We start from the raw sequence: 20,883 nt of genomic DNA, 5'->3' as shown, positions 1-20,883 counted from the left end.
CCTTCACCCGGCGGAGGTGGCTGTTCGTCGTTTCTGTCGGTAGGGAGGTGCATAGTGATTCGGACATGACGTTCTGCACCGAAAGGCCCCCGATGAGTAGCTGGTCCGATCGCCCGATCTGCGCGTTCGACCTCGAGACCACGGGGCGGGATCCGTCGACCGCTCGCATCGTCAGTGCCTGCGTCGCGGTCATCGACGGTTCGAATGTCGAAACACGCACGTGGTTACTCGATCCCGGCGTCGATATCCCCGCCGACGCTTCGGCTATTCACGGAATCAGCACCGAGTACGCGGCGCGGCACGGCCAGAACTACGCCGAGGGCTACGAAGAGATTCGCGATGCTCTGCATAATTCCTGGGCGCGCGATCACGCCGTCGTGGCGTTCAATGCCTCCTATGATCTGACGGTCATGCATGCCGAGGGTCTGCGCATCGGCAAGCCCGCATTCGTTCCCGGGTTGGTGATTGATCCGTACGTGATCGATCGGGCGATGGATACGTTCCGCAAGGGCAAGCGAACGCTTGCGGCCGTGTGCGAGCACTACGGAATTTCATTGGAGTCGGCGCACGAAGCCGAGGCCGATGCCAAAGCGGCGGCGGCGTTGGCCCGCGAGTTGGCCGTGCGGTTCCCCGACCTCCTGGGGCTCGATCTCATGGTCGATCAAGCCGATTGGCACGCCGAGCGCCAGCGTGATTTCGCCGAGTACCTACTCAGCCAGGGCCGGGACGTAGGAGACGTCGACGGCCAGTGGCCGATTCGCGTTATCGCCTGATCCGGGCAATCGAGTACGCCGTCAGTCGGGAGTCACGATCGCGAAGTTCTTGTCGCCGGGATCCAACACCGCGGCAAGTCGCGCCAGAACCGACTCGTCCCCGGTGAGCGCGATGCCGGCATCGGCAAGCCCTTCGGCGGACAATCCGCCGAGAGCCAACGCAGGCAGCGATCGTTTGGTCGTGGACAGGATCGCGTCCGCAGGATCCTTTTGACTGTGCGCACTGTAGGTCAGGACTCCGTTGGCGAGCCGCAATCGGTAGCGTTCGTCGACATCGGTCAGCACGACGTCGATGGACAGTCGTTCATTCCAGGCACTCGGACCGTCAACTTGAATCGCTATGGCGTCGAACAACATTGCAGGTGTCAGCTGCGCGATTACATCCGGGGCGGTGGTTTCGGTGGGGGTGCCGAACTGGCCACCACGCAGTTCTGTGGTACCGGAGAGATACCAGTTGCGCCAGGTGCCGTTCTCCGCACCGTAGCCGAGCTGTTCGTAGGTGTCGGCCAACAGCGCTTTGGCTCCGGCGTGACCAGGCTCCGAGAACACGACGTGATTGAGTACCTGTGCGACCCAACGGTAGTCGCCGGCGTCGAACGAATCACGCGCTTTGGTGACCACTGCGTCGGCGCCACCCATGAATTCGACGTACCTAATGGATTGCTCAACCGGAGTGTGTTCCCACAGACTGGCCGGGTTGCCGTCGAACCAACCGAGATAGCGTTGATAGATCGCCTTCACATTGTGGCTGATCGAACCGTAGTAACCTTTTGCGCTCCAGGCATTCTCGAGCGACGGTGGCAACTGGATCTCTTCGGCGATTTCAGGTCCGGTGAGACCTTTGTTGATCATGCGCAGCGTCTGATCGTGGACGTAGGCGTACAGATCACGCTGCGTGGCAAGGAATTCGACGACGCGGTCGTTGTCCCAAGTCGGCCAGTGGTGCGAGGCGAAGACAACTTCGACGTCGTCACCGAACATGTCGATGGTTTCGGTGAGGTACTGCGACCAACCGTGAGGATCACGCACAACAGCGCCGCGTAGGGTCAAGAGATTGTGGAAGTTGTGGGTGGCGTCTTCGGCTGCACACAGAGCTTTGAAGCCGGGAAGGTAGATCAACATTTCCGACGGCGCTTCGGTATCAGGTGCCATCTGGAAGATCATGCGGACACCGTCGACGGTCTCTTCGTGTCCGGTGGTGGTGACGATATCGGTCGGCGCGATGAGAGTGACGGTTCCGACCGACACAGTCTGTCCCAGACCTCCACCGACTTGTCCCTGCGGACCCCTGGCCAGTGCGGCACCGTACATGTAACCCGCACGTCGTCCCATCGCGGTACCCGCATACACGTTTTCGGAGACCGCGTGCTCGACGAATCCCTCCGGCGCAAAGATTTTCACGCTCCCGCCGTCGACTTCCTCCTGCGTGACGAATCCTTTCACACCACCGAAGTGATCGACGTGTGAGTGAGTGTAGACGATCGCCTTGATCGGCCGATCTCCCCGATGTTGTCGATAGAGTTCGAGCGCCGCCTTACCCGTTTCGGCAGACAGGAGGGTGTCGATGACAACTACCCCCTCGTCGCCTTCGATGAAAGACGTGTTCGACAAGTCCATTCCGCGGACCTGATAGATGCCCGGGACTACTTCGAACAATCCGTCGATCGCGGCGAGTTTCGACTGCCGCCACAGACTGGGATTCACAGTCTCGGGTGCATCCCCTTCGAGGAACGAGTAGGTGTCGTTGTCCCAGAGAACTGTTCCGTCTTCGGCGGTCACCGCGTTCGGTTGACGGCGAGCAACAAGCCCGCGAGTGGCGTCGTCGAAATCCTGTGTATCGGCGAACGGCAGACTCCCGAGGAGCGCCTTCTGCTGACGAATGATGGTCTCGGATGCCGCGTTCGATGTCGTAGCCATACCGACATTTTGGCGCGCTGCGGTCGTCTTCGCCTCACCTTCTACGGGTGAATGATGTTCGTGACCAATGTGTCTGACCCGCGAGCGGAGAAACGAGCTTCCTTCGATCTGCGACGGCCTCGTGATCGACGCAGGCGGGGGTGTTGCAATCGCGGGTGTATCGGCGGATAGATCAGGCTCAGCGTCGATCCGAGCGTGAAGTAGCTGCGAAGCAGACGGAAGACGAGGTAGGCGGGAACGTACTTGACCGAACTCGGCCGCCAGACCAGGCACACGACGACCGTCATGATCATCGACATACCCAACAATGTCGCGACGATAGGTTGCCATTGCAGAGTCGTGAATGTCGATTGGAATGCGATTCCGGCGATACAGGCGAAAATGAGCAGTGGCGCCAGCATCGCTCGGCGTGCGGCGTTGACCAGGTTGAACGGCAACACGAACGTTCCGATCATCGTCTGCCGATCCAGGAGCAGCGCCCGGTTGCGCGCCGCGAGGTGGTAGATACTGCGAAACCACCGGGTTCGCTGCTCGAGTAGGTGCGCGTAGGACGCCGGAGTCTCGCTGTAGTACACAGCTTTCGGATCCGCCACACTGTGGTAGCCGGCGGCGGTCAGCCGCATGCAAATGTCGGTGTCTTCGCCATTCATCCCCTGCACCATGCCGCCTACCTTGATCAACTGGCTCCGCCGATAGACCGCGAACATCCCGGGAATGCCCATGACGCCCTGATACCCGTCGAGCGAGACCTGGAAGAAGCCGTGGCGCATGTACACCTCGATCAGGCGACACTTGTCGATCCAGGTCTTTTCCTCGCGCGGCATGGGGATCCCACCGACGCAGCCGACGCGCGGGTTCGCGAAATGTCGCATCGCTGTCTCGAGGCAACCCGGGCCGATGACAGTGTCAGCGTCGATCCTGGCTACGAACTCTTCGGTGATGTGGTCGATTCCCATATTGAGTGCGATTGCCTTGCCCGGTGTCGGGCAGTCGAGGACGGTACCGGTGATGAAGCTGCATTCAGCAATGATCTGTTCTGCGACTTCGTGTGTGTTGTCGGTGGAGGCATTGTCTACGACGTAGAGGTGGATTCGTCCCGGGTATGTTCGCGCTGCGGTGTCGACGGCAGCGATGGTAGCGGCGATATCGTGCGCCTCGTTGTGAGCCGGAACAAGAATTGCCGTAGGCGGCGAGAACTCGTGACCGCGCGACTTCTTCAGCGCACGTACTCCGAGCAGTGCCGTCGAGATCGCCAGGAGTTGCTGCATGAGGAAAACTCCGGCACCGATACCTCCGAGAATTGCCCAACTCTTGAGGAGGTCGACGAGGTCGTACAGGACGTGCAATGCGATCGCGGCTCCAGCGATCGCCAGTACCAGGCATCCTGACAGTTTCAGGAACGCGCTCAGCGGTATTCGCGGGTCGAGTGGCAGCGGCCCCTGCGGGGGAAGTTGTGCCTGACGGAGGATGGTGTGCGGGAAGATCGCGAGGGCGATCAGCCCGGAGATCATCTGAGCTCCGAAGACGGAGATGGAGATGATCCCGGCGTTGTGGAGCAACCACGCCACAGTGTCGACCGCGACGCAGAACAACGCGTACTTACCCAGCAGGGAGAAGGCGAGGAATACTCTGCGCCAGATGTTCGAGTAGGCGCAGAGTGCGTAGGTGAAGAAGAACATGATCAGAAACAGCCGCAGAGGGAAGACGACCTTCCCTCGTCCCTCCGAAAAGATGACCAGGTCTCGCGGCATGTCGGTCAAACCTGAATGTACGAGGAATGTTCGGATGCACATGACGATGATCGACAACCCGGCAAAGGTGATCAGAAATCCGTTGGTCCCGCTCGACGGCCGATCGACGGCGTAGTCGGCCGGCGCGCTGTCGACAGACCGGAAATGATCGACCAGCGCACGGTCCTCGTCAGGAGCACGCAAAGCGTCAGTCATCGCACTCCCCCACTCACCGGGGTCCGTTCGCACGTGCCGGAGCACCGGGACCCGTTGTGCCGTCGGCGTTCACGATGACGCTGCCCTGAGCCGTCATCAGTCGAGCGGATTCCGTCCCGAACGGCGGTACCGGAATCTTACCGGGTTCCCCGACAAACTGAATGGCGAGTCCCCCGGCACCTGTTGTACTGGTGGCAGTTTCGACCACCATGCCGTTGTCGAACGAGGAAATGTCGAGGGCGGATTGCTCAGGGCCGGCCAGAATTCGTCCATTGTCGATGCGCACCGGTGGATTCACTTCCGGGCTTTGCCCGATCAGCACGAATGGCTGACCCGATGCCGGTTGGGAATTCCAGAGAAACTCCGGGTCGTACCCATTCGGAATGAACTTCGTCAGCACCGGGACGACTGCGTTGAGTTCGTCCACTGCACTCACGCTCGAAGCATCGGGTCGATAAACGGCGAATCCTGGCGCAAGCGTTCGTGGTACGGCCGTGAATCCGATCCCCGGGTCATCACCGAGCACAAGAGCAGAAGTTGTTTCGAGTTGCATCGGGTACGTGGTCACTCGCACATCGCAGCCACCCAGATCACGGTCACGCTGGATGCTGAGGGTCAGAGCATTTTCCAGTAGCTGCGACGTCGGCAAAGGGATCACAGTCTCCACCGAGGTCGCGCGATCGAGGCGGCGACTGTCGACCAACTGATCGTTGAGTTGAACGTTGAGAATCCAGGTGAGGTCGTCGGGAGACGCCGGGAGTTGCATCCCGACCCGAACTGATTGCGGTAGACGCCCGCCGGGTAGATCGGCGAGTGAGTACCCGATGCGCCACCGATGGTTTTCGGTGACCTGCACGACGGACGTGTCACCGCCGAGTGCATCGAGAGCCACGTCGTTGCCGCTCAACGGTTTTGTCACGAGCGCTTGCGGATCGCTCCCTTCTGAATCGGCCGTGGACACAATCGGAGTCGTGAGGAATCTCGAAATCAAGTCACCGTTCGGTTGGGTCATCGCCACCACCGCTGTGCCCTCGGCCTTTCCGAGCGTGATGGGCTCAGCTTGTCCTTCCGGGGCAGACCAGCCCTGATCGACGAGTGCGTCCGTCGGGCCCACCATCACTACGTTTTCATCGCCTTCACCTGGCAACCGGTCCGAGTACGTCACCTCGTACCCTGCTCGGGTCAACGCGATTCCCATTTGTGCTGCGGCGGTTCGCCACTGGTCACTCTGATCGACCAGGACCACGGTGAGTCGACGATCCCAGGAGACGACGGCGTCGCGAACTGTGTGTACAGGTTCCGACAAGGCCGCTTCTACGACGCTGGTGGGGTCCAGGTGCACCTGCATTCCGGCCGCGTGGTCGGGTGTGCAGGTCCGGTTGTCGAGGGTCCCTTGTACCTGCACCTGTACGCGCACCTGTCCGTCGCTCGACAACTGCTCCGGAGCGTCGACCATGACGTCCAATCCGGTTTCCCCCGTGTCCAACTCACTCTTGTAGACCTGCTGACCGTCCATCCTCACGATCAGGAATACGACACTGTCCCGGGCCACCTGCGACGTCCCGGTCAATCGCAGTCGGGTCTGTTCCCGCGCCGAATCGACCGGGAAGGTGACGTCGAAACTCGTCGACGGCGAATCGTCGGTGAGCCAGACGCCGTCGTCGAATCCCGCTCCCGACAGCGACTTGGTGTAGTGACGATCCGCCGGAACATCGAGGCTGTTGTCGTCGACGTCGCGCGTGAACCACAACGGCCGCACGAACACGAACACCAGCAAGAGTACGACGGCGGCCGCAAGTACCCACCATGCCAATCGTGGAACCGAACGGCCACGTTCACCCGGAAAGTACTCGGGTTCGGCATCTTTCGCTCCCGAGCCCGGCTTGCCATCAGATGGATCTGCGCCCGGGCCATCTGTGTCGTCTTTCATGCGTCGCCTCCTGCGGCAGATGATCTCCTTGCGCTGTTCCAGTACGAGGTGGACGGTATTCGGCTCACATCGACCCGATCTGCATACTTCTGTGCGATTTCCACCGACTCCTGCAGCAGTCCGGCGTCCAGCCGAGTCGGCTCCAGACCGAGGCCGAGCAAGTGATCGTTGCGTGCACTGAGCAGGTTTTCATCAGCCTCGGCGCGGGGGTTCGGGACCTCACTGATGCGCGCGCCGATCGTCTCGGCGACCAGGCGTGCCAGATCGGAGACGCGGTGAGTTTCGGTCACCTGGTTCATCACGCGTACCCGGCCGTCGACGGCGTCCCCGGATTCTGCGGCTAATCGTATGCACCGCACTGTGTCACGAATGTTGATGAAGGCCCGAGTCTGCCCTCCGGTCCCGTGCACGGTCAAGGGATGACCGAGCGCCGCTTGAACCAGAAAGCGGTTCAGCACCGTTCCGAAATCACCGTCGTAGTCGAAGCGGTTGATCAATCGGGAATCGAGCGCTGTCTCGTCCGTCTGCGTGCCCCAGACGATGCCCTGGTGGAGGTCGGTGATCCGCACGCCGTCGTTGCGTGCGTAGAACTGGAACAGCAACTGGTCCAAGGACTTGGTGAGGTGGTAAACGCTACCGGGCGCCGTCGGGTACAGAATTTCGCGTGAATGAAGATGTCCGTCTCGGTCCGGGTAACTCACGGTCAGATAGCCTTCGGGCAGATCTACCGGCACCGACTCGTATCCGTAGACGCCCATCGTCCCGAGATGAACTACATGGGCGTCGAGGCCGGTCTGAACCACCGCGGCAAGCAGGTTGTGAGTTGCGTTGAGATTGTTGTCGACGGTGTAGCGCTTGAGTTCCGGCGATTTCATCGAGTACGGAGCAGCGCGCTGTTCCGCGAAGTGCACGATCACCTCCGGACGAATCTTGCTGAGGACATCGAGTAAGACGTCGTACTCGTGGGCCAGATCGAATTCGACGACGTCGATTCTTCGGCCGGTCACTTCCGACCAGGCCCGCACACGCTCGGAGAGAGTCGAAATCGGGGTAAGCGACTGCACCCGCAGTTCGTCGTCGATTCGACGACGAACAAGACTGTCGACGATGGTCACCTGATGCTCGTGCGCCGAAAGATGCAGAGCGCTCGGCCAACCGCAGAATCCGTCACCACCGAGTATCAGTATGCGCATGGTTCTCCCTCTGCCGTGGCCATTACCTTTTCATCAGTGTGTAGCGCAGAATCCACGTTCACCTCCCCTTTTGCGCAGCCTCACCCCGCCGCGATCCTCGTCCCGACGGTATGGACGATCTGCACGTCCGGGTTCCACGGAATCAGTGCGTCGATCGATGCCTCCAGTTCATCCAGTGGGGGAAGGGTTTCCGGGCCGAGCACGTCGATAGTGGCGGTGCTGCCCTGCCAGGTGACATCGGTGACCTCGGCTCCCGGAGTGTCTGCGAGCCACTGTTGCGCCGCGCTCCCGATCTGCCTCGCCCACAACGACGACAGGGAGTTGCCGACCATCGGAATCGCGACGACGATCAACAGAGCGGCAAGCACGAGGTATGCCCGCCGCCGCGACGTCTTCAAGATCCCGGCGTCGCGCGCGTACCCAGCTGCGACGAACACGCCTGTCGCAGTGATGATCATGGCAACCACGTTCGATGTGAACAGTACAAACGCGCCCACCGCCAAACTCGGTGACCCCGAGCCGAGACAGACACCTACCACCGCCAACGGTGGGACAAGCGAAATTGCAATGGCGACACCGGGAAGTACGTCGCCGACATCTTTGCGCGCGATCGCGATGGCCCCGACCAAACCGGTCGCAAGTGCCGCCGTCAAGTCCATCAACGTCGGCGAAGTACGCCCAAGCACTTGGGAATTGGTCAGCACGTTGGAGGGATTCGGCAATACCTGAGCGAACGCGACACCCAATACGACGACGAGGCAGATACCACCGACCACATAGACCAGGCTCCGCCCGACCAAAGCGCCTTGGCCAGTTGTGATGCCCAGCCCGACCCCGAGAATCGGCGTCGACAAGGGAGCGACGATCATCGCTCCGATGACGGTTGCCGTGGAATCGCCCACGACACCGGCCACGGCGATCACGGCAGACAGCGTCAGCATCACCCAGAAGGCGGATCGCTTCGAATCTCGGTCCCCCACCGAGAAATTGAGCTTTTCGTCGAGCTCCGCCAATGTGCGCCGTTGTGCTTGCGGAACCACCCCGTTCACGGTCGATACTCCATCACACGCCGATACGGCGAGTGGTCTGCGCGGACCCTGCGACCCCGGTGAGCAACGAGACGATCGCGATGCCGACGACGAAGTAGATTGCGGCGCTGGCGACTCGCGATGCGGTAGTCGCTGCGATCGTGAACGGCCACAGCGCGGTGGCGATCGTTGCGAGGATTCCGATCCACGCGAAGAAGTTCGACGCACGTGGCGTCGACACCATCAACGCATGCAGAAGTGCGGTAGCGACCAGCGCTGCGATCGCGGCGCTGAGAGCAAGCGAGCCGGCTTGGGAATTCCCCGGCATCCGCTCCGGTGTGATGACCGGAGTGTCGAGGATTCCTCGCACGATCAGTAGTCCGACGACCGCGGCCAGGGCCGCGACGAGCGCAGTTGCGGCCCCGCCCGCCCACAGTCGTTTTGCATTGACGGCGGGAGTCGCCGGACTGTCTGGTTGGAACTGGCTCATCGAGAGACTCCTTCACCGATACCGGATAGGGCTGTCCTTCCGAACTGTATGCGTTTCGGGACGGCCCACATTCACCCTCGACGGGTGAAAAGTACGGTGTTCTCGACTCTTCGACGGTGCCGGGGCTACGCCGGGACGGGCGGCCACACCGGGGCAATGCTCCACGGGCGCGCCACCTCGAGCTGCGACGCAACCCGGATCAGCAAATCTTCACGCCCGAACGCACCCACCAACTGCACGCCGATAGGAACGCCGGCCGTGTCATGACCCATCGGCAAGGAAATCGCGGGCTGACCTGAACTGTTGAACGGACTGGTCAAACCGCTGTACCCGGCCGAATGCTCCCAGATCGACATGGGATTTGCCGTATCGAGCAGACCGAGCGGAGCTGCCGGTCGAGCCATCGTCGGCGTCAGCAACAGGTCGTGATCGACAAAGAACGCACCGATCACCTGGGCTGCCCGCTCGAGTTCCTGCAATGCCTTGACGACGTTCGTCGCACTTTCGGACTTCGCGCGGTCGTAGATCATCCGAGCCATCGGCTCGAGGTCGTCGTCGCGGATTGCGCGGTTCAGGGCCTCGAGTCGTTCGTCGACCTCGATCGTCATCGGAATGCCCATCAACACGGAAAGCCCGGCGGTGAGCGCATCGAGCGGAAAGTTCGGGGCACTCTCGGTGACATCGTGACCGAGGTCTTCGAGCAGGCCGGCAACACTGGTTGTGACGGCCGAGCACTCCGGGTCCACCGGGGTGCCATCAGGAAGAGTGTTACTCAGACCGATCCGCAACCGTCCGGGATCCGCACCCACTTCCTCGACGTACGGCCGCTTCGGCGCCAGGATCACGTAAGGATCACCGACAGTCGGCCCGGCGGAAAGATCGAGAAGCAGTGCAGTGTCGCGGACACTTCGGGTGAGTGCGTGATGAACACTCATCGGCGACGAGAACAGCGTGCGCGCCGGTGCCGTCGGAGTACGTCCACGGCTGGGCTTGAGGCCTACCAAGCCACAGGCCGATGCGGGAATACGGATCGATCCACCGCCGTCACTGGCATGGCCGCCGGGCACGATCCCGACGGCAACAGATACAGCCGTGCCACCCGAAGATCCGCCGGGTGAACGATCAAGGGCATAAGGGTTGCGGGTAGGCCCGAACAGCGCAGGTTCGGTACTCGCATTCTTACCGAACTCCGGGGTGTTCGTCTTGCCGATGACAACCAGACCGGCCTCACGGTACCGCTCCACGAGCGTCGAATCTTTTTCTGCCACAGCATCGGCGAACAATCGAGATCCGTTGGTGCTCGGCAATCCTGCGACGTCCATGCCCAGGTCTTTGATCACGAACGGGACGCCGTGCAGTGGACCTTCCGGCAAGCCGCCTGATACCTCGTTGCGTGCCTCCTCGCGACGCTCACTGATCACCGCGTTGACTGCCGGGTTGCGCTCGTCGAGTCTGTCCAGGCTGAACTCGAGAACTTCCTTGGCGGAGACGTCGCCGCTCTTGATCGCTTCGGCCAGGCCGGTCATGTCGTTGTTGTCGAACAAATCCTGCATCGATGCCCTCATCACTCGTGTCGAACTCTGCCGATAGTGAGGTCCGTCATACCAACCATGGCGAAGGCGTAGCTTTGAAATTCCGCTTGGCGGGACCGGCCCACCGATTCAGCCTTACAGAATCAAGCCCTGCCGCCGCGCTTCCACAACTGCTTCGTGCCGACTGCGGACGTCGAGTTTTCCCATCAGATTCCGCATGTACGTCTTGATCGTTTCGACACTCAGGGACAACCTCTCGGCGATCTCGGCATTGCGCAGTCCCAGAGCTACGTAGCCCATCACCTCCCGCTCGCGGGGCGACAGGACAACGGTGTTCGCGACTGGAGTGTTCGCGGAAGGTTTCGGCGACGCCAACGCCCGCAACTTTGCCTCGACGGCGAGGACCTGCGCGCTGAGAGCCATGTCCTCGAGGTTCGCCGCGATCTCGCCGAGCGCCAGGACGCTCTCGGTCAACCCTTCGGATATCTGGGCATCGCGATTCGAACCATGTTCCACCGCAGCGGTATCGAGCATCGCCACCCGACGATCCACTTCGTCGCGAATCTCGAATTCGCGGGCCAACGCGTACGACGATCGCATCATCGTCTCGGCGATCACGTCGCCGATCGGCAGGTTGGCGCGCAGTCCTCCGTAGATCGCTCCGCGAGTAACCCCGCGTACGACGATCGGGACTGCCATCAAGGATTCGATGGCTTCGGTGCCCACTTCGTAGTCGTAGTCATGGGTGATGTGCGACGAGTTCGCGTAGTCCTGCACCGCGCCCGGTCGTTGTTCTGCGATCGCACGACCACCGAGTCCGCATTCGGCGTCGATCTTCAAATTTCGCAGGATGTTGCTACGAGTCCCGACGTAGCCGGTGATGGTCAGCGACCGGTCGTCGACACAACCGCCGAACAGAACCGGCAACTCGGTTCGGGGGTGCAGTCGACGCAGTTCGGCGCGCAACGCGTCGTCGTCGCTCGGTCTCAGTACCCTGCTCACTCTCACCTCCACATACCCAATTCAGAGGGTAGCGGCACCTTTGACTGGGCAATAGCGTGCATCCAGGCCATTTGTAGTGCCGATCACAACTACCGTGACACCAACCGTGTCACGTCGCCTTCGGAGGAACCGTGTCTGTCTCGACAGCTCTCGCAGCCAACAACACCCCGCTCAGTCCGCTGCGCTTTCTCGAGCGCAGCGCTGCGGTGTTCCCCGATCGCACCGCCGTCATTCACGGCGACCGGAGCTACACGTACCGAGAGTTCGGTGACGAGGTCGCAGCGCTGGCCCGCGTCCTGCGTCAACGCATTCAGCCCGGTGACCGCGTTGCATACCTGGCGCCGAACGTTCCCGAGATGCTGTTCGCGCATTTTGCCGTCCCACTCGCCGGCGGAGTCCTGATCGCCCTTAACTCACGCCTCGCCGGTCCCGAACTCGAGTACATCATCGATCACTCGGGAACCACGATCCTGTTCGTCGACTCCGAATTCGTCGGCTCGGTCACCTCGTCCAAGGCGAACGTGACGAGCCTGCGCGAGATCATCGAGATCCCGGACTCCACCGTCCCGTCCCCGGAGGTTCCCACCGGAATCGTCACCGGGCAGTACGCCGATCTGATTGCCGAAGGTCAGGCTCTCACCGATCAGCCACTGCACTGGGGCGTCGACGACGAGCAGCAGTGCATCGCCATCAACTACACCTCTGGCACCACCGGAAAACCCAAGGGCGTCATGTACTCCCACCGCGGGGCGTACCTGAACTCGCTCGGCGAGACATTCCACAACGGCTTCGACGGAGCGACGAAGTATCTGTGGACTCTGCCGATGTTCCACTGCAACGGGTGGTGCACGCCCTGGGCCGTCACGCAGGCCGCGGGCACACACATCTGCCTGCGCGCGGTCCGCGCCGACGCGATCTGGGACGCCATCGACAATCTGGGCGTGACGCATCTGTGCGGCGCTCCTACCGTCTGCTCCACCATCGCCGACGCGGACCAGGCCCACAAGGTCGAAGCCTTGCACATCACCACCGCCGGCGCTCCCCCGTCACCGACGATCATCGGAAAACTCGAAGACATCGGTGTCACCGTCGTCCACGTCTACGGTCTCACCGAGGTATACGGCCCGTACACGATCTGCGAGTACCAGGAAGCCTGGGACGACAAGCCGCAGTCCGAGCGCGCCGCACTTCTCTCCCGTCAGGGAGTCGGCATGGTGCAGGCCGAAAATGCTCGCGTTGTCGATGCCGAGATGAACGACGTTCCCGCCGACGGCCAGACCATGGGTGAGATCGTGCTCCGCGGCAACAACGTGATGCTCGGTTACTACCGTGACGAGGCCGCGACCGCCGAAGCATTTGCCGGTGGTTGGTTCCATTCCGGCGACCTCGGCGTCATGCATCCCGACGGTTACATCCAGCTCAAGGACCGCGCGAAGGACATCATCATCTCGGGCGGTGAGAACATCTCCACCGTCGAGGTGGAGCAGGCGATCATGAGTCACCCTGCCGTGATCGACGTGGCAGTCGTCGGCGTTCCCGACGAGAAGTGGGGCGAGCGCCCGAAGGCATTCGTGGTGCTGGGCAAGGGATTACAGGCTTCCGCCGAAGACATCGTCGAGCACACCCGTGCATTGCTGGCCGGGTACAAGGTTCCCCGCGACATCGTCTTTCCACTCGACCTTCCTCGCACCCCGACCGGCAAGGTTCTCAAGTTCCAATTGCGTGCGTCGAAGTAATTCGGCCGTAGGGTCTCAGCGCACCGAACTGTGACGCCGGCGCAGATCGACAGGTTGCCCGTCCGAAGGGAACGGCAAGGACGTGAAGTCGAGCGGAGCGACGTAATCTGCGTCGACGTTCCAGTCGAAGCGCATGAGGAGGTGGTGCATGATTGCCTTGATCTCGGCGCCGGCGAAGTGCATTCCCAGGCATTTGTGCACTCCACCTCCGAACGGTTCCCACGCGTACCGATGAACCTTGTCTTCGCGTCGATTCTCGGCGAAACGTTCGGGATCGAAACGCTCGGGATCAGGCCAGTACTGCGCCATGTGGTGCGTGAAGTGAGGGGCGACAGAAACATACGTTCCCGCAGGCACGAAGTGACCCCGTACTTGAGTGTCGCGGACCGCTCGCCGCGCCATGACCGGTACGGGAGAGACGAGTCGGAGGCATTCCTTCATCACCAGGTCAAGGCTGCTCAGGCCGTCGAGATCTGCATAGCTGGGCGTCGAGGTCCCCAGAGCGAGCGACTCGGCACGGCACCTGTCCTGCCACTTCGGATGTTGACCTAGATATTGCATCATCGTGGAAAGGGTGATCGTCGAAGTGTCGTGTGCGGCCATCAGGAGGAAGATCATATGGTCGATCACTTCGTCGTCACTGAAGCGTTGTCCTGCTTCGGATTCGATGTGACAGAGCACGGAGAACAGATCATCGGTTGCGCGAGCTCGACGCGCCGGTAGGTAGCGACGAAAGAAGTCTTCCAGGACCCGGCGGCCGTCGAGTCCTCGCTTCCATCTGGTCCCCGGCACGCGGTAGCGGACCAGAGAAGTAGCCGCCTGCACACAATCCACGAAAGCCTTTTTCACCGAAGATATTTCGCTTTCGGTACTTCCTTCCGCACCGCCCATGAAGATGTCGGTGGCAAGATCGAGGGTGAGTGTCTTCAGCGCTGTGTATGCACGAAATCCGTCAGTGGGGGTCCATGTGTCGAGCGCCGAGTCGATTGCCGGATTGAGAACGTCGACAGACTTCTCGATCCGCGTCCGAGTGAACGCCTGCTGCATAATTCGACGGTGTCGTAGATGTTCTTCCGAATCGAGAAGCATCAGCCCACCGTGAAAAAAGGGGCCGATAAGCACCGACCAGCCGTCGCTGTTCACAAAAGCCCGATCTTTGTTCTGCAGCACTTCCTGGCACGCGTCGGGTCCGAGAACAGCGATCCACTGCCGACCGACCATCGAGAACCAAGAGACCTCGCCGTATCGATCCCAGTTCTCTTGCATCAATGCGAGTGGATCGCGGATGTATGCAAGAGCGTGCCCGACGAGAGGCAGCCCGGAACGGCCCGAAATCGGGTGCAACTGCGAGTTCACGGGGGGACGAGCCAGGATCTTGGACACTGCGACTTCTACTCTCGTTCAATCTGACAGTGCATCCTGTCAGATTGACTGTAGTCTGCGTCACAGTGGTTGCGTCTGTCAATATCGACCTATGACTTCTCCGACGCCGCGGCGGTATGCCGGCCTCAGCGGCGACCAGCGCTCAGCATTGCGGCGCGAGAGCTTGCTAGAGGCAGGGCTGGAACTATTCGCTGTCGCAGGCAGTCGAGGCGCCACGATGACCGCGATCTGTGCGCGAGCCAAGTTGACGGAACGCTACTTTTACGAAAGTTTTTCCAGCAGAGACGAACTGCTGAAAACGATCCTGGACGGAATTGCCGACGAGGTTCGCGACGCCGGCCTGACCGCACTACGAGCGAGCGACGGGACGCTTGAGCAGCGCGTACGAGATGCCATCGCGTCGTTCGTCACCCTCCTCACCGACGATCCCCGCAAGGGGCGTGTGGCAATGATCGAATCCGCTGCATACGAGCCCCTTCGCGCACACCGGCGCGCGGTACTGCACGGCTTCGCGCAAATGGTCGCGGACGAAGCCTCACGAATGTACGGCGACCGAGCTTGGCCATCTCATCAAGGTCAGATCAACGGACTGCTCTTCGTCGGGGGCCTTGCCGAATTGGTCACCGCGTGGCTGAACGAGGAGATCGCTATTACCCCTGACGAGATCGTCGAGGCGGCAACCTACCAATTCACGTCCACCGCACACCGTTGAGATGGAACCGATCGGCATGCGGTTGCTGCCCGCCACACCGGGATGGCACGAACAGGCGCAATACTTGTCCCCATGAGTGAACGCGCAGACCTGCCCGGAACTGACCCCGCACAGTTTCGGGTACACGTCGCGTCTCAAGCGATCCGGTTGTTCTCGGAGAACGGGTACGAAGCCACCACCGTCGAGCAGATCGCCGCTGCCGCCGGTGTGTCGCGCCGGACGTTCTTCCGGCAGTTCCGCTCCAAGGAAGACGTGATCTTCGCCGATCACGAGTCCCTCCTCGAACACGTGGCCGAGTTCCTCGCGTCCGATTCCGCCGACCCCTGGGCGTCCGTGTGCGAGGCAGCGGGACTGGTCTTCGATTTCTTCCGCCGGAACCGTGACCTGTCGATGCGGCGATACCGCGTCGTACAGCATGTTCCGGCTCTTCGCGACCGCGAACTCGTCACCGGATTCCGCTATGAGCGCCTCTTCGTCGACTACCTGCGCAGCGCTGTTCCCCGCGAACCGGTCCTCGAGGTTGTCGGTTTTGCCGCAGCTGTCACCGCGTGCCACAACTACCTCTTGCGAAGCATGATCAAAGGCGACGAAGACGCCACAGCCGAAGCGCTGAGCCAGGCATTGCTCGACGTTCGGCGGACGTACGGCGTGGCACCCGGGTCCAAGACCAGCACGCCAGAATCGAAGTCTGTGCTGGTAGTAGCATTTCCCCCGGGCACGTCCGCCGAGGAGATCAGCAGAAAAATCCACGAACAACTCGGCTGACACCGCTCGTGCACCGGAACTTCACACTCCCATCCCTTGACCTGGCACTCAGTGCCGTGTTTGACTGGGGTCATTGGCACCGGCCTGTCCGCGACTCTCGTTGGTAACGCCGGAGCCGCACCGACCGCCTTCAAGCAACCTTCACCAAGGAGCGTTCCCATGGCAGGAAACCCGGATTTCAATCTCTTCGCACTGAACGAAGAGCACGACGAACTGCGGGCTGCTATCCGCGGACTCTCCGAGAAGGAAATCGCGCCGTACGCCAAGGACGTCGACGAGAACGCACGTTTCCCCGAGGAAGCGCTCACCGCCCTCAACGCGTCTGGCTTCAACGCCATCCACGTTCCCGAGGCTTACGACGGCCAGGGCGCCGACTCCGTCGCCACCTGCATCGTCATCGAGGAAGTCGCCCGCGTCTGTGGCTCCTCCTCGCTGATCCCCGCCGTGAACAAGCTCGGCACCATGGGCCTGATCCTCAAGGGTTCCGAAGAGCTCAAGTCCAAGGTGCTCCCGGACCTCGTGAACGGCGGAATGGCGTCGTACGCACTGTCCGAGCGTGAAGCCGGATCCGACGCCGCTTCGATGCGTACCCGCGCGAAGGCTGACGGCGACGACTGGATCCTCAACGGCTCCAAGTGCTGGATCACCAACGGCGGCAAGTCGACCTGGTACACCGTCATGGCTGTCACCGATCCCGACAAGGGCGCAAACGGCATCTCCTCTTTCATGGTCCACAAGGACGACGAGGGCTTTGTCGTCGGACCGAAGGAAAAGAAGCTCGGCATCAAGGGCTCCCCCACCGCTGAGCTGTACTTCGAGAACTGCCGCATCCCCGGTGACCGCATCATCGGCGAACCGGGCACCGGCTTCAAGACGGCACTCGAGACCCTCGACCACACGCGTCCCACCATCGGCGCTCAGGCTGTCGGCCTGGCCCAGGGCGCACTCGACGCGGCTCTGGCATACACCAAGGATCGCAAGCAGTTCGGCAAGTCCATCAGCGACTTCCAGGCTGTTCAGTTCATGCTCGCGGACATGGCAATGAAGGTCGAAGCCGCACGTCTGATGGTCTACACCTCCGCTGCTCGCGCCGAGCGCGGCGAGAAGAACCTCGGTTTCATCTCCGCTGCAGCGAAGTGCTTCGCTTCCGACGTTGCCATGGAGGTCACCACCGACGCCGTGCAGCTGTTCGGTGGCGCCGGCTACACCACCGACTTCCCGGTCGAGCGCATGATGCGCGACGCCAAGATCACGCAGATCTACGAAGGCACCAACCAGATTCAGCGCGTCGTGATGTCGCGTGCGCTACTGAAGTAGGGCCTCCGGCCCTGTGCGCGGTCAGGCAGTCCATAGACTCCTTAACCGCGCACGGGGGCTTGACCCCTGTCTGAAGAATCTTGAGGAGAATCGTGGAACTCGTAGGCGTAATCGGCGGCGGCACCATGGGTGCCGGCATTGCCGAAGTTTGTGCAAAAGCCGGTAGCTCGGTACTGGTGCTCGAAACCAAGGAAGAATTTGCCGCCGCTGCTCGCGAACGGATCGCCAAGTCGATCAACCGCGGCGTAGCCAAGGGCAAGATCACGCAGGAAGACGCCGACGCCGCCATCGCACGCGTTCGCGTCACCCTGGACATGGAAGAGTTCGCCGATCGCGACCTGGTGATCGAGGCGGCTCCCGAGATCGAAGCTCTCAAGTACGAGATCTTCGGCAAGCTCGACAAGATCGTCAAGCCTGCAGGCATTCTGGCGACCAACACCTCGTCGATCCCCGTCATCAAGATCGCCAAGGCCACCTCGCGCCCTGGCCAGGTTGTGGGCGTTCACTTCTTCAACCCCGTGCCGGTCATGCCGCTCGTGGAGATCGTGGTCAGCCTCACGACGTCCGAAGAGACCGTTCTCGCCGTCACCGACTACGCCAAGAACACGTTGCGTAAGAAGACGGTTCGCGCGGGCGACCGCTCGGGCTTCATCGTCAACGCTCTGCTCATCCCTTACCTGTGCCAGGCAGTCCGGATGCTCGAATCCGGCTACGCCACAGCAGAAGACATCGACGAGGCCATGAAGGGCGGCTGCGGCTACCCGATGGGTCCGCTGACGCTGCTCGACACCGTCGGTCTCGACATTGCCCTCGCAGCGGCAGAGTCCCTGTACGCGGAATTCGCAGAACCGCACTACGCTCCGCCGGCGCTGCTTCGCCGCATGGTCGACGCCGGTCGTCTCGGCAAGAAGACCGGTCGCGGGTTCTACGAATACGCCTGAGTCCGACCGCTTCACCTTTCCGGCCCCTCACCTGTTGCAGGTGAGGGGCCGGAGTTGTTTTCGGACAGATCTTGTCGAATCGATTGACAAATTCGCGTAGCGCAGTAAAAGTCATCATGTGACAACAACCGTTGTCACATGATGGCAGGCGGAGGGGCACCCAGATGAGCAGCGACGCAGACACGGGCACTCGTCGATCGAAGCCTCGAGAACTACTAGCCGATCCGATCGGCCCCGGCTCCCTGACATGGACACACTTCGGCGACGTTCGCGGCCTGCTGTACCTCGGACGCGCAGGCACCCTGCAGAACATGCACCCCGCGGTAAGCGGAGCGCTGCAAGATCATTCGAATTTCTTCGACAACCCGCTCGACCGCCTGTTCCGCTCACTGCCGCCCATCTACGGCGTCGTGTACGACCGGACCGAAGAGGGCACAGGCACGCTCGTTCGCAACTTCCACACCGATCTCAAAGGAATCGACGAAACCGGCGGGCGCTACCACGCCCTCACTCCTGACACTTTCTGGTGGACACACGTCACGTTCTTCGAGGTGATTCTCGATTTCAACGAGCGATTCGCGTACAAGAAGTTCACGCAGGAGCAGAAGGACCAACTTGTCCGTGAGGCCGTAACCTGGTGGCGCTGTTACGGACTCACCGATCGACCGGCTTTCGACGATTACGCCAGCTTCCGCACGTATTGGGAAGACATGCTCGACAACCACCTGATCAACACCCACACCACAAAATGGTCGACGCGCATCGCCGAGCACGACATCGCACCGGCTCCGAAGGTTCCGACGTGGCTGTGGCGTCTTAGCTCTCGCCCCACGATGGCCGTGGCGAACTGGATCGGCAAGGCACTGATGCCGGAGAAGGCACGCAAGACCCTTGAATGGGAATGGACTCCGCGCGACGAACGGATGTACTTCTGGTTCGCCCGCTTCCTGACATTGACAGATCGGTTCTGGCATCTGCTGCCGCTACGACTGCGGTATGCACCGCGCGCCTACTCGGGCATCCGCGCGCAGGGTCTGTGAGCACTCGTCGGTAGGCTGGAGTGCGTGCCAGCCCAACTCCCCTCCGACGCGATCAGTGTCCGCGTGGACAGCTGGACGTGGGCGGTTCGGCTGTTCAAGACACGCTCGCAGGCGGCGACGGCCTGCCGATCGGGACACGTTCGGGTCAATGGAACGTCGGCAAAGGCGGCTCAGCAGGTGAAAGCCGGCGACGAGGTGCGGGTGCGTGTATCCGGCATCGAACGCATTGTCGTCGTGGTCAAGCCGATCACGAAGCGAGTCAGCGCGGTGCTGGCCGCCGATTGCCTGCAGGACAATTCGCCGCCCCCACCACCGCCCGAACTGATTGCGTCCATTCCGCGACGTGATCGCGGCGCCGGCAGACCGACCAAGCGCGAGCGACGTGACCTCGAGAAGTTGCGCGGCCTCGAGCCGTAACCACCGCCTCGAACGCGTCACGACCTCGAAACAGGCTGACGCAGAACCGTCTTCAGCTTCTCGGGCGGTGTACGGCGAGCGTCGCTGAGATAGATCTCGTGATGATCGCCGTTGAAGCTCAGGCCGTTCGACGGGATGAACGTGTTGTGCAGCCGGTCCAGGGTGGGAGCTTCGTCGTCGTACGAGCCGACGTGAAGAATCTGGACGGACAGACCTTCCTCCAACTCGAGAAACCTGACCTTGTCCAGAGCGGCAATCTCCTTCTTGGCCCGCACTGCCTTGGCCCGGACTGCGTCAATCGACGCAGACAGTTCGGTCTCCGTGATCCACTCCGGTTGCGAGATCATCATCGTCCAATCCCACGACGCCTTGTCCCGTGTCACGAACACCTCGGGGTCATCTGCCCGCCACAACCCTTCCAGCGGGCCAACGACGAAGTCGCGATCCAATTCCTTCTTGCTCGCGAATTTTGCCGAGTAGGACACCGAATACAGCGCTTCGAGCGCCTCGGAGTACTCGGTGGCAGTGTTGGGATCACCATGACCGTCGACGGCGAAGTAGCCGAAACGGGGAACGGTCACGAGGGCAAAATCGCGGCGCCCAGGCGAGTAGAGATCCTTGTATGCCTTCTTGACGTCGTACTTCTCCATACGCCACCCACCTGATCACTGGCCGAGTTTCAACGTTCGGAAATCTATCCGAGAACACCGACATCCCGATAGCGGACCACTGTCCCCTTGTTAATAGACCAGTGGACCTTT

At 61.5% G+C, this 20,883-nt stretch carries 18 protein-coding genes; 8 read left to right on the top strand and 10 right to left on the bottom strand.

Annotated features, from left to right (window positions below; translation table 11 throughout):
• Window positions 1–92 precede the first annotated feature (92 nt).
• Window positions 93–773 (top strand): 3'-5' exonuclease, encoded by a 681-nt coding sequence (locus RE4_RS03775; RefSeq protein WP_042952889.1) that lies wholly within the window; start codon window positions 93–95, stop codon window positions 771–773.
• Between the two features lie 21 nt (window positions 774–794).
• Here the strand turns inward: RE4_RS03775 and RE4_RS03770 are convergent, their stop codons facing one another.
• The 8 genes from RE4_RS03770 to RE4_RS03735 form a co-directional block, all read right to left on the bottom strand.
• The gene (locus RE4_RS03770; protein ID WP_020909064.1) at window positions 795–2,690 is read right to left on the bottom strand and encodes an alkyl/aryl-sulfatase; all 1,896 of its coding nucleotides are present in this window, start codon (window positions 2,688–2,690) and stop codon (window positions 795–797) included.
• A gap of 41 nt (window positions 2,691–2,731) precedes the next feature.
• The gene (locus RE4_RS03765; protein ID WP_060938253.1) at window positions 2,732–4,636 is read right to left on the bottom strand and encodes a glycosyltransferase family 2 protein; all 1,905 of its coding nucleotides are present in this window, start codon (window positions 4,634–4,636) and stop codon (window positions 2,732–2,734) included.
• A gap of 13 nt (window positions 4,637–4,649) precedes the next feature.
• A complete protein-coding gene (locus RE4_RS03760; RefSeq protein WP_060938015.1) occupies window positions 4,650–6,566 on the bottom strand; it encodes a hypothetical protein in 1,917 nt (638 codons plus the stop codon).
• Window positions 6,563–7,759: an NAD-dependent epimerase/dehydratase family protein gene (locus RE4_RS03755; RefSeq protein WP_024488250.1), complete on the bottom strand. Its 1,197-nt coding sequence runs from the start codon at window positions 7,757–7,759 to the stop codon at window positions 6,563–6,565. The genes RE4_RS03760 and RE4_RS03755 overlap by 4 nt, the downstream gene beginning before the upstream one ends.
• A gap of 80 nt (window positions 7,760–7,839) precedes the next feature.
• Window positions 7,840–8,808 carry a TIGR00341 family protein gene (locus RE4_RS03750; protein WP_019745238.1) on the bottom strand — a complete coding sequence of 323 codons (969 nt, stop codon included), beginning with the start codon at window positions 8,806–8,808 and terminating at the stop codon, window positions 7,840–7,842.
• A 13-nt stretch (window positions 8,809–8,821) separates the two neighbouring features.
• The gene (locus RE4_RS03745) at window positions 8,822–9,277 is read right to left on the bottom strand and encodes a DUF6069 family protein (protein WP_019745239.1); all 456 of its coding nucleotides are present in this window, start codon (window positions 9,275–9,277) and stop codon (window positions 8,822–8,824) included.
• A 125-nt stretch (window positions 9,278–9,402) separates the two neighbouring features.
• The gene (locus RE4_RS03740) at window positions 9,403–10,830 is read right to left on the bottom strand and encodes an amidase (RefSeq protein WP_060938014.1); all 1,428 of its coding nucleotides are present in this window, start codon (window positions 10,828–10,830) and stop codon (window positions 9,403–9,405) included.
• A gap of 114 nt (window positions 10,831–10,944) precedes the next feature.
• Window positions 10,945–11,811, bottom strand: coding sequence for a helix-turn-helix transcriptional regulator (locus tag RE4_RS03735; protein ID WP_042952912.1), 867 nt, complete (start codon window positions 11,809–11,811; stop codon window positions 10,945–10,947).
• A gap of 131 nt (window positions 11,812–11,942) precedes the next feature.
• Between RE4_RS03735 and RE4_RS03730 the strand changes: the two genes are divergently transcribed.
• On the top strand, window positions 11,943–13,547 hold the full coding sequence (locus RE4_RS03730) for an acyl--CoA ligase family protein (RefSeq protein ID WP_060938013.1): 1,605 nt from the start codon (window positions 11,943–11,945) through the stop codon (window positions 13,545–13,547).
• A gap of 15 nt (window positions 13,548–13,562) precedes the next feature.
• On the opposite strand, the gene RE4_RS03725 is transcribed toward RE4_RS03730, so the two are convergent.
• Window positions 13,563–14,930, bottom strand: a complete 1,368-nt coding sequence (locus RE4_RS03725) for a cytochrome P450 (protein ID WP_060938012.1) — start codon at window positions 14,928–14,930, stop codon at window positions 13,563–13,565.
• 91 nt (window positions 14,931–15,021) lie between these two features.
• Here RE4_RS03725 and RE4_RS03720 point away from each other — a divergent pair, with 91 nt between their 5' ends.
• The 6 genes from RE4_RS03720 to RE4_RS03695 all read left to right on the top strand — a co-directional run bounded on the left by RE4_RS03720 (window position 15,022) and on the right by RE4_RS03695 (window position 20,122).
• Window positions 15,022–15,642 carry a TetR/AcrR family transcriptional regulator gene (locus RE4_RS03720; RefSeq protein WP_024487440.1) on the top strand — a complete coding sequence of 207 codons (621 nt, stop codon included), beginning with the start codon at window positions 15,022–15,024 and terminating at the stop codon, window positions 15,640–15,642.
• A gap of 72 nt (window positions 15,643–15,714) precedes the next feature.
• Window positions 15,715–16,407 carry a TetR family transcriptional regulator gene (locus RE4_RS03715; protein WP_024487439.1) on the top strand — a complete coding sequence of 231 codons (693 nt, stop codon included), beginning with the start codon at window positions 15,715–15,717 and terminating at the stop codon, window positions 16,405–16,407.
• Window positions 16,408–16,566: 159 nt separating this feature from the next.
• Complete coding sequence (locus tag RE4_RS03710; RefSeq protein ID WP_003939784.1) at window positions 16,567–17,724, top strand: acyl-CoA dehydrogenase; 1,158 nt, start codon at window positions 16,567–16,569, stop codon at window positions 17,722–17,724.
• Window positions 17,725–17,816: 92 nt separating this feature from the next.
• Entirely contained in the window at window positions 17,817–18,665 is an 849-nt protein-coding gene (locus tag RE4_RS03705; protein WP_020909078.1) for a 3-hydroxybutyryl-CoA dehydrogenase, read from the top strand.
• A 164-nt stretch (window positions 18,666–18,829) separates the two neighbouring features.
• Window positions 18,830–19,705, top strand: coding sequence for an oxygenase MpaB family protein (locus RE4_RS03700; RefSeq protein ID WP_060938011.1), 876 nt, complete (start codon window positions 18,830–18,832; stop codon window positions 19,703–19,705).
• A 24-nt stretch (window positions 19,706–19,729) separates the two neighbouring features.
• Window positions 19,730–20,122: an RNA-binding S4 domain-containing protein gene (locus RE4_RS03695; RefSeq protein WP_029256216.1), complete on the top strand. Its 393-nt coding sequence runs from the start codon at window positions 19,730–19,732 to the stop codon at window positions 20,120–20,122.
• A gap of 17 nt (window positions 20,123–20,139) precedes the next feature.
• Here RE4_RS03695 and RE4_RS03690 read toward each other — a convergent pair whose 3' ends face one another.
• Window positions 20,140–20,772 (bottom strand): GyrI-like domain-containing protein, encoded by a 633-nt coding sequence (locus RE4_RS03690; protein WP_060938010.1) that lies wholly within the window; start codon window positions 20,770–20,772, stop codon window positions 20,140–20,142.
• Between the last annotated feature and the right edge of the window lie 111 nt (window positions 20,773–20,883).

Source organism: Rhodococcus erythropolis NBRC 15567, assembly GCF_001552595.1.
Classification (GTDB): Bacteria; Actinomycetota; Actinomycetes; order Mycobacteriales; family Mycobacteriaceae; genus Rhodococcus_F; species Rhodococcus_F erythropolis.
The sequence above is the reverse complement of the archived record's forward strand: the minus strand, read 5'-3'. Positions and strand labels throughout refer to the sequence as shown.

Coding starts and splice junctions, on each gene's coding strand:
- RE4_RS03720 (WP_024487440.1), top strand. CDS start 15,022: ATGACTTCTCCGACGCCGCGGCGGTATGCCGGCCTCAGCGGCGACCAG.
- RE4_RS03775 (WP_042952889.1), top strand. CDS start 93: ATGAGTAGCTGGTCCGATCGCCCGATCTGCGCGTTCGACCTCGAGACC.
- RE4_RS03740 (WP_060938014.1), bottom strand. CDS start 10,830: ATGCAGGATTTGTTCGACAACAACGACATGACCGGCCTGGCCGAAGCG.
- RE4_RS03765 (WP_060938253.1), bottom strand. CDS start 4,636: ATGACTGACGCTTTGCGTGCTCCTGACGAGGACCGTGCGCTGGTCGAT.
- RE4_RS03700 (WP_060938011.1), top strand. CDS start 18,830: ATGAGCAGCGACGCAGACACGGGCACTCGTCGATCGAAGCCTCGAGAA.
- RE4_RS03690 (WP_060938010.1), bottom strand. CDS start 20,772: ATGGAGAAGTACGACGTCAAGAAGGCATACAAGGATCTCTACTCGCCT.
- RE4_RS03770 (WP_020909064.1), bottom strand. CDS start 2,690: ATGGCTACGACATCGAACGCGGCATCCGAGACCATCATTCGTCAGCAG.
- RE4_RS03715 (WP_024487439.1), top strand. CDS start 15,715: ATGAGTGAACGCGCAGACCTGCCCGGAACTGACCCCGCACAGTTTCGG.
- RE4_RS03710 (WP_003939784.1), top strand. CDS start 16,567: ATGGCAGGAAACCCGGATTTCAATCTCTTCGCACTGAACGAAGAGCAC.
- RE4_RS03760 (WP_060938015.1), bottom strand. CDS start 6,566: ATGAAAGACGACACAGATGGCCCGGGCGCAGATCCATCTGATGGCAAG.
- RE4_RS03755 (WP_024488250.1), bottom strand. CDS start 7,759: ATGCGCATACTGATACTCGGTGGTGACGGATTCTGCGGTTGGCCGAGC.
- RE4_RS03745 (WP_019745239.1), bottom strand. CDS start 9,277: ATGAGCCAGTTCCAACCAGACAGTCCGGCGACTCCCGCCGTCAATGCA.